The following is a 12,131-nucleotide window of genomic DNA, read 5'->3' as shown; positions in this document are numbered from 1 at the left end:
CACGCGCCGCGCATACCGCTGGGTCAAAGCGCCTGCAAGCGCTCGCCCAGGCCTCCGTTATCCGCCAGTTGCAGAAACTCATCCCCCAACCGCTGGCTCTCGCTCATCGCGGTTTGCCAGTACTTATTGCGGATTCTGTCGTCGCCCAAAAAGCGTTTGAAATCGCTGCGGTCCGGCAGTTTGCCGTGGGGCAGGCGGGCCAGGTAGTCCTTGGACGGCGCCAGCAGCAACACGTCCTGCAATCCCTGCTGATTGCTGCGCCGCCATGGCAGCCCTTTGTCGAACCAGCCGGGGATCACCCGATCGGTAAAGTGCGGGTACAGCACGATGTCATCGCCGTGGTAGGGAAGATCAAGGTGGTAGTCCAGCAGGCCGCCGTCGCGGTAGGTGCCAGCGCCTGCGCCGGGCAGGTCGCGCACGCCTTGCATCACCATCGGGATCGAGCCCGACGCCAGAAGTGCCTGGCGCAGGTTGCCTGCATCCAGTTCAAGAAACCGCGATGGGAAATCCTTCAGTGGATGCACCGGTGGCAGTTGGCGCGGGTCATGGATGATCAACCGTTCGAAATGCCGCGACAGCCGCGCGCGGCCGCGCAGGTTGTCGGCGATCACCGTTGACAGGCCCAGACCCAGGCGCCCGCGATGGTCGTCGGCAAGCAGGCCGTGGCTTTTGACCACCATGATATTCAGGCGATAGTCGGGATTGTCCAGTACGCGTGCATCGCGGCCGGCCAGCAGGTCGTCGAGCATGCGCTGGCAGCTCTGGGTGACCTCGGCCATGGTCACGCCTTTGGCAAAACGCTGCTCGTTGTACAAGCGGCCGAGGTCCAGCAGGCCTTGCACCGGGTCGGGCAGGCAGGCGCTGGCAAAGCGCCAGGAACCGATGGATGCGCCTATCAGCGCCCGCTCCCGTGGTGCGCGGGGCAGCCAGTCGCCGAACAGCGCCAAGTCCAGGCCCTGGATGCCCAAAGCCTTGGGGCCGCCAGCCGCACCGGGGAGGATGCCTACGTCGGCAGGCTTAAGGCCTTGTTCGCGGATGCGGGCGAGGGCGCGCGTGCCGGCCTTGAGGGTCAGGGCGGGAAACTTGATGTGAATGGCTGTCATACCGGTCTCTGTTGAAGCGAGCGGGGCAGTATAGGAAATCTCGCGGGTTGTGGGAAAAGGCCTTTCCCGAAATTGCCATGGTGGCAATTCAGTTTCAGTTAAGTTGCGGCATATACCGTGGCTGGCGTAGGACTAACTTCGTGTTATGGAGACTTATCATGAAACGCCTCACTGCTCTGGTCGCCGCCGCTATCATCGCCTCCGCGGCGTCCCAGGCCGGAGCCGTGGACCCCGACAAGCCACTGACCGTGCCCGCCACTGTTACAATTGTCGCCTTTGACCAACTGGAAGCCACGGCCCTGGCCCTGCACCCCGGTTCGACGCTGCTGGACACCGATCTGGACGAGGCGTATGGCAAGTACGTCTACGAGGTTGAGTTGGAAGATCGCCACGGCATTGAATGGGATGTTGAATTGGACGCGCTCACCGGGCAGGTTCTCAAGAATCATCAGGATACGTAATGAAGGTAAATTTACGCGCCGGCAGTCGAGTGGCGTTGGTGCTGGTGGTGTTCTGCTCAGGTTTGCAGGCCCGCGATCTCAACCAGGACGAAGCCCTCGCGCTGCGCCAGCAGGGGGTGATCCTGCCGCTGGAGCAACTGTTGCAGCAGGCCATGGCGCGGTATCCAGGCTCCCGTTTGCTGGAAGCCGAGCTTGAGAAAAAACACGGCCAATATGCCTACGAAGTGGAGTTGGTGACCACCGAAGGTGTGGTACGTGAGATTAAACTCGACGCCACCAACGGTGTACTGATCAAAGACGAGGAAGACTGATGCGCCTGCTCCTGGTGGAAGACAACGTACCCCTGGCCGATGAATTGTTGGCCGGCCTACAGCGCCAGGGCTATGCCGTCGACTGGCTGGCCGACGGCCGCGACGCTGCTTACCAGGGCCGCAGCGAACCCTACGACCTGATCATCCTCGACCTCGGCCTGCCCGGTTTGCCCGGCCTTGAGGTGCTGGCGCAATGGCGTGCAGCCGCGTTGGCCACTCCGGTGCTCGTTCTTACCGCCCGCGATTCGTGGGCAGAACGGATCGAAGGGCTCAAGGCCGGTGCCGACGACTACCTGAGTAAACCCTTTCACCCCGAAGAACTGCACCTGCGCATCCAGGCGCTGTTGCGCCGTTCCCACGGCCAGGCCAACCAGCCCACCTTGCAGGCCGCCGGGCTGCACCTGGACGAAGGTCGCCAATGCGTACTGCGCGACGGTGACGAGATCCAACTGACCGCCGCCGAATTCCGCCTGTTGCGCTACTTCATGCTGCACCCCGAACAGATCCTGTCGAAAAGCCACCTGGCTGAGCACTTGTATGACGGCGAGACAGAGCGCGATTCCAACGTGCTGGAAGTCCACGTCAATCACCTGCGCCGCAAATTGGGGCGCAGCGTGATCGAAACCCGGCGCGGCCAGGGTTACCGCTTTGGCGCCAGCCCTGCATGAAGTCGATTCAACGCCGCCTCAGCCTGGGGTTGATCAGTGTGATGGTGATCGTCGGCCTGGTGTTGGCGCAAACCAGTCTGTGGTTGTTCGAAGCCGGTTTGCAGCGCTACCTGGAAGCGGGGTTGCGCAACGACGCTGAAAACCTGTTGGTGGCGCTGGTGCGCGGGCCCAACGGCGTACAGTTGGATGAGCAGCGCCTCTCGCCGGCCTATCAGCGGCCGTTTTCCGGGCATTACTTCCGTATCGATTTTGCTGACACCCATTGGCGTTCCCGTTCGCTGTGGGATCAGGAGTTGCCCCGACTGCCCGAAGTGGGGCTCAAGGGCAACCTGCAACTGGGCCCGGAAGGCCAGCAGTTGCTGGTATTGCGCTCGGACTACAAACGCTTTGGCCAATCAATTTCCATCAGCGTGGCTCAGGACTACACACCGGTGCGGGAAAGCTTCCGGCTGATGCGTCAGATCGGTCTGGTGCTGGGGTTGGTGGCGTTGCTGCTGGTATTGATCCTGCAGCGGGTCACCGTACGTCGCGCCTTGCGCCCGCTGGAAACCGCCCGCAACCAGATCGCCCAATTGCAGCAGGGCCAGCGCTCGCAACTCGACACCCAAGTGCCGTTGGAGCTGGAGCCGCTGGTGGCGCAGATCAACCACCTGCTGGCCCACACCGAAGACAGCCTCAAGCGCTCACGCAATGCCCTCGGCAACCTGGGCCATGCCCTCAAAACCCCGCTGGCGGTGCTGTTGAGCGCTGCGTCGAGCGAGGCGCTCAAGGATCACCCTAAACTGAGCAAACTCTTGCGCGAGCAGTTGGAGCAGGTTCAACAGCGCCTCAACCGTGAGCTCAACCGCGCACGCCTGGCCGGCGAAACCTTGCCGGGCGCCTTGTTCGACTGTGAAAAAGAACTGCCCGGTTTGCTGGCCACCCTGAACATGGTCCATGGCGAGCACCTGGACCTCAGTTACCACGCGGCCCCAGGCTTGCAATTGCCTTGGGACCGGGAAGACCTATTGGAACTGCTCGGCAACCTGCTGGACAACGCTTGCAAATGGGCGGATGCCGATGTGCGGCTGAATATCAGTGAAACCGCCAACAGCTACCTGCTGGCGGTTGAGGATGACGGCCCCGGTATCCCCGAAACCCAGCGCGATCAGGTATTCAGCCGTGGCACACGCCTGGATGAGCAGATTGATGGCCATGGTTTGGGGCTGGGGATCGTGCGGGATATCGTCGAGGTGTGGGGTGGGGTGTTGCAGTTGCAGGAAAGCGAGCTGGGCGGGCTCAAGGTGCTGATCGAATTGCCCTGTGGAAGGGGCGGTGCGACGATTCGACCGGCTCCCTCCCACATTTGACCCTCTTCAATCCTCAGACGCGGAACTGGTCCATCAACCCCTGCTGCTGATTCGCCAGGCTGTTCAACGCCTGGCTCACCCGCGCCGATTCATTGGCTTGTTCCGACAACGACTCGGTCACATCGCGAATGGTTGCCACGTTGTTGTTGATCTCCTCGGCCACCGCGCTTTGCTCTTCGGCGGCGCTGGCGATCTGCAGGTTCATGTCGCTGATCACTGTGACCGCATCGCCAATCTGGCGCAGGGCCGTCACGGCTTGGCCGACCTGTTCGACACTGCCCTGCGCCTGGCGATAACTGTTGCCCATGGAACCGACTACATCCTCGGTGCCGCTTTGCAGTTGCTCAATCACCAGGCGGGTTTCTTCCACCGATTCCTGGGTGCGCCGCGCAAGGTTGCGCACTTCATCCGCCACCACCGCAAAGCCACGACCGGCCTCACCGGCGCGGGCGGCTTCGATGGCTGCGTTGAGCGCCAGCAGGTTGGTCTGCTCGGCAATGCCGCGAATCACTTCAAGTACCGAGCCGATTTTCTCGCTATTGGCGGCCAGGCCTTCGACCTGGGCCATGGCCGTGCTCATATCCGCCGCCAGGTGGCCGATGTTGGTGGTGGTTTGGTCGATCACGGTCAGGCCGTCGCGGGTGGCCTGGTCGGCATCGCGTGCGGCTTGCGCGGCCTGGGCCGCGCTGCGTGCGACGTCCTGGGCGGTAGCACTCATTTCGTGGGAGGCGGTAGCCACCTGGTCGACCTGGCGGTACTGCTGTTCCATGCCGGCGCTGGTCTGCGTGGCAATCGCGGCGGATTGGTCGGCGGTGCCACGAGCGTCCTGCACCGAGCGTTTCACTTCGGCAATGATCGGCTGCAGCTTGTCGAGGAAACGGTTGAACCAGCCCGCGAGCTGCCCCAATTCATCCTTCTTGTCGTAGGCCAGGCGACGTGTCAGGTCGCCTTCGCCGCTGGCGATGTCTTCGAGCATGTGTGCCACGCCGAGGATCGGCCGCGTCACGCTGCGGGCCATCAGCCATACCAGTATCAGGCCGATCACCGCGGCCAGCAGGCCCAGGCCCAGTTCCAGCAACGTGCCACGCGCGTTGTCGGCATCCAATTGCGCCTTCAGTGCTTCGGCTGGGCCGACCAGGACTTTTTCCGGCACATCCAGCAATACGCCCCACAGTTTGCCGTCGGGGATCGGCGCGAACGGCGCCAGCACCTTGAGCTGAAGGTCGGTGCGCAGGCTGCGGATCTGTGGGCCGCTGGCCAATGCACTGAGCACTTTAGGGCCGCTGACGGTGTCGACTTGATCCAGGCGTTTGCTTAATTGAGTGGCATCCGCACTGTAGCCGGCGAGCAAACCGGTGGAGCTGAGGATGCTCACCTGGGTCTGGCCGTCGTACAGTTTTTTGCTGGCCTGTTGGCTCACGGCCTGGAGGCTGTTGAGGTTGATGTCCACCGACAGCGACGCGATGACTTTGCCGTTGACCATCAGCGGGAACACGATGCTGGTCATCAGCACGTTCTGGCCGTTGATCATATAAAAGTAGGGTTCGATCACGCATGGCTTGAGGGTGGTGCGTGGGCACGTGAACCAGGCGTTTGCCGGTTCACCACTGGGGCCAATGCTGGTGTCGGCCATGTCGCTTTCAGGCAGCGCCATCGAGGTGAGTGTGCCCGGAGTCGGCTGAGACCAGTACAGGGCGAAGCGGCCCTTGTTGTTACTGCCTAGCTCCGCCTGATCGGCGAACAACTCGTCCTTGCCGTCCAGCGCGTTGGCTTCAAACACCAGGGACAAACCCAGCAAGTCCGGGTTGGCCTGCAGCGCGGCCTTGACCTGGCGGGTCAGGTCTTCGCGGGTGTCGAAGGCATCGAGGAAGCGCTTTTCGGCCTGTTCGCGCAGGAACAGGACCTGACGGGAAAAACCGTGGCCGTATTGGTAGGCATCCATGAACTGTCGACGAATACCCAGCGCCTGCGCTTCGCCCTGGGCTTCGATGCGTGCCTGGGCGGAGGTGTTGAGCATCTGCATGCTGGACGCCTGGACCTGCTCCGAGCTTTGCGCCATGCGATACAGCGACAAACCCACCAGTAGGGTCACGATCCCTAGCAGGCAAAGACCGGCGAGCAGGGTGATTTTCCATTGAATGGAGAGCTGCCTGAGCGACATCGGGACATCCTTAACCTGAAAGCACATAGAGTCAGTTTATCGGCCGCTGTGAAGGCTTCTTTATTCAAACAATCAATTTAAATCTGAAATCGGTGTCGTTTTTTGACATGTAGCCCTACCTGCTGCAAAGTGCGCGCCCTCTAATAAGACCTCCTTAAAGCCTGCACGCGGGTCGCCAGCCAATGGCCACCTGGGCGCGGGCATGCCTGTTTTTTATGTTTCTGCTTGAGGTAACCATGATTAACGCAGTCATCGCCGCGGTCGGCACCATGCTGGTGCTCAGCCTGTCCCGCGTGCATGTGGTCATCGCCATCATTGTCGGCGCCCTGGTGGGCGGGTTGACCGGTGGCCTGGGCATCGAAGCCACGCTCAAAGCCTTCAACGGCGGTTTGGGCGGCGGCGCGACCGTGGCGTTGTCCTACGCATTGCTCGGCGCTTTCGCGGTGGCGATTGCCAAGTCAGGCCTGGCCCACGCCCTGGCGGACAAGGCGCTGTTGCTGGTCGACCGCCAGGAAGCCAGCGGCGGCAGCCACGTCAAATGGCTGTTGATCGGCCTGCTGTGGATAGTGGCGATTGCATCGCAGAACATCCTGCCGATCCACATTGCGTTTATCCCGCTGCTGGTGCCGCCACTGTTGTACGTGCTGACCAAGCTGCAACTGGATCGCCGCCTTGTTGCCTGCGTGATGACCTTCGGCCTGATCACCCCCTACATGTTCCTGCCGGTGGGCTTCGGCAACATCTTCCTTAACCAGATCCTGCTGGCCAATGTGGCCAACAGTGGGGTGGACATCAGTCAGGTCAACGTGACCCACGCCATGAGCCTGCCCGCCCTGGGCATGGTGGTTGGCCTGTTGGTGGCGGTGTTTATCAGCTACCGCAAAAAACGTGTGTATGACCTGGAAAAAATCGAGCGGGTCGAGCAAGTGGCCGTTCAGTACAACCCGCTGACCCTGATGGTGGCCGGCGTGGCGATTGCCTCGGCGTTCATCATTCAACTGTGGCTGGACTCGATGATCATCGGCGCTTTGGCCGGCTTCCTCATCTTCTCGGTGTCGGGGATTGTGCGCTGGCGCGACACCGACGACCTGTTCACCGAAGGCATGAAGATGATGGCTATGATCGGCTTCATCATGATTGCGTCCTCAGGCTTTGCCGAGGTGCTCAAGGCCACCGGCGACGTGCGCTCGCTGGTGGAGACCTCGGCGGCGTTCATCGGCCACAGCCGTGGGGTCGGTGCGTTGTTGATGTTGCTGGTGGGCCTGTTGGTGACCATGGGCATCGGCTCGTCGTTTTCCACGGTGCCGATCCTTGCCGCGATTTTTGTGCCGCTGTGTGTGCAGTTGGGCTTCAGCCCGATGGCCATCGTGTGCATCGTCGGTACGGCGGGTGCGCTGGGCGACGCCGGTTCACCGGCGTCGGACTCGACACTCGGCCCGACCTCCGGCCTGAATATCGACGGCCAGCATCACCATATCTGGGACACCGTGGTGCCGACGTTCCTGCACTACAACATCCCGTTGCTGGCATTTGGCTGGTTTGCGGCGATGACGCTCTGATCTACAGATTCATTGACGTTGGTCGATAACCTCTCAAGTCGCCTAATAAGAGAGAAAAGCCATGCGTCTGAATTTGAAGGCCAAAGTACTGTCCCTCGCGATCGCGCCGGTGCTGCTGTTTGCCGTGGTGATCAGCCTGACCACCGTATGGATCCTCCAGGGGCAGGCGCGCAACGAGGTGGATGAAACCCGCCAGCGCCTGCTCAACGACGCCAAGGCCACTCTGCAAAGTTATGTAGAAGTGGCCATGACCACCATCAAGCCGCTTTACGACGCTGCCGCACCTGGCGACACAGCGGCGCGCGCCGAGGTGGTCAAGCTGCTGTCCAACACCCGCTACGGCAAGGACGGTTACTTCTTCGGCTACGACTCCGAGACCATCCGCCTGTTCAAGGGCAACAGCCCCGACGGCGTGGGCAAGAGTTTCAAGGACAACCGTGACCCCAACGGCGTCTACGTCAACCGCGACTTGGTCAAGGTCGGTAAGGACGGCAGCCACTACCTGCAATACAGCTCCACCCAACCCGGCCAGACCGAACTGGTGCCCAAGCTCGGCTACACCGAATACCTGCCCAAGTGGGACATGGTCATCGGTACCTCGGTGAACCTGGACGGCATCGAAGCCCAGGTGGCAGTGGTCGAGGCCAAGGTAGAAAAGCGCATGGAAGGCGTGTTGCTGAGCATCCTTGGCGTGGCCGCGGTGGTGCTGTTGGTGATTGCCGCCGTGGGCATGCTGCTGGCCAATACCATCCTGCGTCCGCTGCACCTGATGAAAGCCAACCTTGATGACATCGCGGCCGGTGAAGGCGACTTGACCCGCCGCCTGGCCATCACCAGCCAGGATGAGTTGGGCGAGCTGGCCGGCGCGTTCAACCGGTTTGTCGACAAGATCCACGGCCTGGTGCGCCAGATCACTGAAATGACCGCGCAACTGACCGGGCTGGTGAGCCAGGTGTCCGACCAGGCCCAGCGCTCGGAGCAGGCCATGGAACGCCAGCGCCACGAGACCGACCAGGTGGCCACCGCGATCAACCAGATGTCCTCGGCTGCGCAAGAAGTGGCGCGCAGTGCCCAGGGCGCCTCCGTGGCGGCGCAACAGACCGACGCCGAAGGCCAGGCCGCCAAGCGGGTGGTGGACGGCAGCATCGCGCAGATCCATGCACTGGTGAGCGATATCCGCAGCAGCGGCGTATCCCTCGACAGCCTGCAGCAGGATGTGGCGTCGATTGTCAGCGTATTGAGCGTAATCCGTTCGATTGCCGAGCAGACCAACCTGTTGGCCCTGAACGCGGCGATTGAAGCCGCGCGGGCAGGGGAGGCCGGCCGTGGTTTTGCGGTGGTCGCCGACGAAGTACGTGCCCTCGCCAGTCGCACCCAGACCAGCACCCAGGAAATCCAGGGCATGATTGACCGCCTGCAAAAAGGCACGGTCGCCGCCGTGGACGCGATGCGCCGCTCCAGCGATGCCGGTGACGGCACTTCGGCCCAGGCCAATCAGGCTGGCGCATCCCTGGACACCATGGCCCAGTTGATCGGCACCATTAATTCAATGAACGCACAAATCGCCAGCGCCGCCGAAGAACAGACCGCTGTGGCCGAAGAGATCAACCGCAGCGTGCACCAGATTGCCGTGGCGGTGGACAGCGTGGCAGACGAAACCCAATTGGGCGCCCAGACCTCTCGCAGCCTGGCGGATCTGGGGCATCGTTTGGGGCAATTGGTCGGGCAGTTCCGGATTTAAACGTCGCGCATCAGCAAGCCGAAGCGCAAGTCCATCTGGGCCGGGAGCGGCACATACACTGTGTGTCCGTCCCCCGGCGCGACCTCGATGGCTTCGCCCTTGGCGTTGCGCAAGTCGACCAGGTCAAAGTGGAAATTGCCGGCGGGGGTCATCAGCTCCAGGTGATTACCCACGGCAAAGCGGTTTTTAACCTTGACCTCGGCCAGGTCGCCCCGGCGCTCGCCGGTCAACTCGCCCACAAACTGCTGGCGCTCGGACACTGAGCTGCCGTTCTGGTAGTTCTGGTATTCATCGTGCACATGGCGGCGCAGAAAACCCTCGGTGTAGCCGCGTTGGGCCAAGGACTCCAGATTAATCATCAAGCCGCGATCAAACGCGCGACCGGCCACTGCATCATCAATGGCCTGGCGATACACCTGGGTGGTGCGTGCGCAGTAGAAGTGGGACTTGGTGCGGCCTTCGATTTTCAGCGAATGCACACCCATGTGAGTCAGGCGTTCTACGTGCTGCACCGCGCGCAGGTCCTTGGCGTTCATGATGTAGGTGCCGTGTTCGTCTTCGAAGGCGGGCATTTGCTCATCGGGACGGTTGGCCTCCAGCAACAGGAACACCTGATCAGTCGGTGCGCCAATCCCGAGGGTCGGCTGATACTCCTGGACGATATCCCCCATGGCGTTCTCCACCGCCGGTGTGGCCTGGTATTTCCAACGACAGGCATTGGTGCAACTGCCTTGATTGGCGTCGCGCTTGTTCATGTAGCCCGAGAGCAGACAGCGCCCGGAATAGGCCATGCACAGGGCACCGTGCACAAACACCTCCAGCTCCATGGCCGGCACCTGCTGGCGGATTTCTTCGATCTCTTCCAGTGACAATTCCCGCGACAGGATCACTCGGCAAATCCCTTGCTGCTGCCAGAACTCCACGCTGGCCCAGTTCACCGTATTGGCCTGCACTGACAAGTGAATCGGCATCATCGGAAAATGCCGACGTACCAGCATGATCAGGCCAGGGTCAGACATGATCAGTGCGTCCGGGCCCATGGCGATGACCGGGGCCAAGTCCTTGAGGAAGGTTTTGAGTTTGGCGTTGTGCGGCGCGATGTTGACCACCACGTAAAAGCGCTTGCCCTGTGCATGAGCCTCTTCAATGCCGAGGGCGAGGTTGGCGTGGTCGAATTCGTTGTTGCGCACGCGCAGGCTGTAGCGCGGCTGGCCGGCGTACACCGCATCGGCGCCGTAGGCGAAGGCGTAGCGCATGTTTTTCAGGGTGCCGGCGGGGGCGAGCAGTTCGGGGGCGATGATAGGAGGCATGGGCTTGGGTCGCAAAAAGGCGCGAGGGTAGTTGAAGCGGCGCAAGGCTTTATTGATCTGGGTCTACGCTTACCTCAACAAAGATGGCACTCCCAGGAGTTGCGGGGGACTAAGCACCGGGACGCATACGCGCGCCCTGCTTTTTTGACATGGATCGAACATGAATCAAACCAACCTGCAATTCAAAACCCTGTTGCTGCTGCTGGTCCTGGTGACCATCGCCTTTATCTGGATATTGCTGCCGTTCTACGGTGCGGTGTTTTGGGCCGTGATCCTCGGCATCATCTTTGCCCCCATGCAGCGCCGCCTGCAGCAGCGGTTCGGCTGGAACCGCAACCTTACATCCCTGAGTACCTTGATGGTGTGCCTGGTGATCGCGATCCTGCCGGTGATCATCACCAGCGCCTTGCTCGTGCAAGAGGGCGCGACGCTCTACAAAAACATCGAGAGTGGCAAGCTCGACGTGGCCGGTTATATCGAGCAGTTCAAGCACTTCCTGCCGCCTTACTTCCAGCACCTGCTGGACCGCTTTGGCATGGGTAACCTTGAGGGGCTGCGTGAGAATATCGTTAAGAGCGCGATGCAGGGCAGCCAGTTCTTCGCGTCTCAGGCGTTCAGCTTTGGGCAGGGAACGTTTGATTTTCTGGTGAGTTTTTTCATCATGCTGTATCTGCTGTTTTTCCTGCTGCGCGACGGTCCGGAACTGGTGCGCAAAGTGCGCACGGCAGTGCCGCTGGCCGAGCCGCAGAAGCGCCGGTTGCAGCTGAAGTTCAATCGGGTGGTGCGTGCCACGGTCAAGGGCAACGTGTTGGTGGCCGTGACTCAAGGGGCACTGGGTGGTTTGATTTTCTGGTTCCTGGACATTCCCAGTGCGTTGCTCTGGGCGGTATTGATGGCGTTTCTGTCGTTGCTGCCAGCGGTGGGCGCGGGGATTGTGTGGGGGCCTGTGGCCGCCTACTTCCTGCTGAGCGGTTCGATCTGGCAGGGCATCGTGTTGAGCTTGTTTGGCGTGTTTGTGATTGGGCTGGTGGACAACGTGCTGCGCCCGATCCTGGTGGGCAAAGACACCAGGATGCCGGACTACCTGATCCTGATCTCGACGCTGGGCGGCTTATCGGTGTTTGGCCTCAACGGGTTTGTGATCGGGCCGCTGGTGGCGGCGCTGTTCATGTCCAGTTGGGCGCTGTTTGTCGAAAGTAAGCCTCGGGTCAAGCTGCCATTGCCATAAGTCTCAGGCGTGGAGCCGGAAATTCGAGGCGTTTTGCAGTTGTTTTTCGGCGGCGGACAGGGACGTGAGTGGTCCGCTGATGGTTTCGCCGTCGCGTACCAGGTACCAGCAGGCAAGCAAACCCAGCTCCCGAAGAGGGGCGGGGACGGCGCTGCCGATGACAGACATGATTTGAACAGTTGGCATAAGGGGCCTCCAATCGCTATGGGGGTCACCTTAAGGGGCCTGGCGGCTTAAGAA

At 61.5% G+C, this 12,131-nt stretch carries 11 protein-coding genes and 1 pseudogene; 8 read left to right on the top strand and 4 right to left on the bottom strand.

Annotated elements, in window-relative coordinates:
- Positions 1 to 23: 23 nt before the first annotated feature.
- A complete protein-coding gene (locus tag AB4N82_RS00490; protein ID WP_122765012.1) occupies positions 24 to 1,103 on the bottom strand; it encodes a patatin-like phospholipase domain-containing protein in 1,080 nt (359 codons plus the stop codon).
- Positions 1,104 to 1,261: 158 nt separating this feature from the next.
- On the opposite strand from AB4N82_RS00490, the gene AB4N82_RS00485 reads away from it, so the two are divergent.
- Genes AB4N82_RS00485 through AB4N82_RS00470 form a run of 4 tightly spaced genes read left to right on the top strand, consistent with a single transcriptional unit; the run spans position 1,262 to position 3,892 of the window.
- Positions 1,262 to 1,564 (top strand): PepSY domain-containing protein, encoded by a 303-nt coding sequence (locus AB4N82_RS00485; protein WP_032886703.1) that lies wholly within the window; start codon positions 1,262 to 1,264, stop codon positions 1,562 to 1,564.
- Complete coding sequence (locus tag AB4N82_RS00480) at positions 1,564 to 1,875, top strand: PepSY domain-containing protein (RefSeq protein ID WP_032886701.1); 312 nt, start codon at positions 1,564 to 1,566, stop codon at positions 1,873 to 1,875. The genes AB4N82_RS00485 and AB4N82_RS00480 overlap by 1 nt, the downstream gene beginning before the upstream one ends.
- Entirely contained in the window at positions 1,875 to 2,543 is a 669-nt protein-coding gene (locus tag AB4N82_RS00475) for a response regulator transcription factor (RefSeq protein ID WP_032886699.1), read from the top strand. Before AB4N82_RS00480 ends, AB4N82_RS00475 begins: the two co-directional genes overlap by 1 nt.
- Positions 2,540 to 3,892: a sensor histidine kinase gene (locus tag AB4N82_RS00470; RefSeq protein ID WP_122765011.1), complete on the top strand. Its 1,353-nt coding sequence runs from the start codon at positions 2,540 to 2,542 to the stop codon at positions 3,890 to 3,892. Before AB4N82_RS00475 ends, AB4N82_RS00470 begins: the two co-directional genes overlap by 4 nt.
- Before the next feature lie 13 nt (positions 3,893 to 3,905).
- On the opposite strand, the gene AB4N82_RS00465 is transcribed toward AB4N82_RS00470, so the two are convergent.
- Positions 3,906 to 6,053, bottom strand: a complete 2,148-nt coding sequence (locus AB4N82_RS00465; RefSeq protein WP_032886695.1) for a methyl-accepting chemotaxis protein — start codon at positions 6,051 to 6,053, stop codon at positions 3,906 to 3,908.
- Positions 6,054 to 6,292: 239 nt separating this feature from the next.
- On the opposite strand from AB4N82_RS00465, the gene AB4N82_RS00460 reads away from it, so the two are divergent.
- The 3 genes and pseudogenes from AB4N82_RS00460 (at position 6,293) to AB4N82_RS00450 (ending at position 9,353) form a co-directional block, all read left to right on the top strand.
- The gene (locus AB4N82_RS00460; protein WP_163034952.1) at positions 6,293 to 7,612 is read left to right on the top strand and encodes a Na+/H+ antiporter family protein; all 1,320 of its coding nucleotides are present in this window, start codon (positions 6,293 to 6,295) and stop codon (positions 7,610 to 7,612) included.
- Positions 7,613 to 7,673: 61 nt separating this feature from the next.
- Positions 7,674 to 8,495, top strand: a pseudogene (locus AB4N82_RS00455) (cache domain-containing protein); the annotation flags it as partial.
- A gap of 36 nt (positions 8,496 to 8,531) precedes the next feature.
- Positions 8,532 to 9,353, top strand: coding sequence for a methyl-accepting chemotaxis protein (locus AB4N82_RS00450; protein WP_371260722.1), 822 nt, complete (start codon positions 8,532 to 8,534; stop codon positions 9,351 to 9,353).
- Here the strand turns inward: AB4N82_RS00450 and trhP are convergent.
- The gene (gene trhP / locus AB4N82_RS00445; protein WP_122765009.1) at positions 9,350 to 10,663 is read right to left on the bottom strand and encodes a prephenate-dependent tRNA uridine(34) hydroxylase TrhP; all 1,314 of its coding nucleotides are present in this window, start codon (positions 10,661 to 10,663) and stop codon (positions 9,350 to 9,352) included. The two genes, AB4N82_RS00450 and trhP, sit on opposite strands and share 4 nt — an antisense overlap.
- A gap of 160 nt (positions 10,664 to 10,823) precedes the next feature.
- Here trhP and AB4N82_RS00440 point away from each other — a divergent pair, with 160 nt between their 5' ends.
- The gene (locus AB4N82_RS00440; protein ID WP_032886690.1) at positions 10,824 to 11,891 is read left to right on the top strand and encodes an AI-2E family transporter; all 1,068 of its coding nucleotides are present in this window, start codon (positions 10,824 to 10,826) and stop codon (positions 11,889 to 11,891) included.
- A gap of 3 nt (positions 11,892 to 11,894) precedes the next feature.
- On the opposite strand, the gene AB4N82_RS00435 is transcribed toward AB4N82_RS00440, so the two are convergent.
- A complete protein-coding gene (locus AB4N82_RS00435) occupies positions 11,895 to 12,077 on the bottom strand; it encodes a hypothetical protein (protein ID WP_032886689.1) in 183 nt (60 codons plus the stop codon).
- Positions 12,078 to 12,131: the final 54 nt, after the last annotated feature.

The sequence above is a fragment of the Pseudomonas sp. H1_D04 genome (genome assembly GCF_054683855.1).
This window is presented reverse-complemented; position numbering and strand designations above follow the sequence as displayed.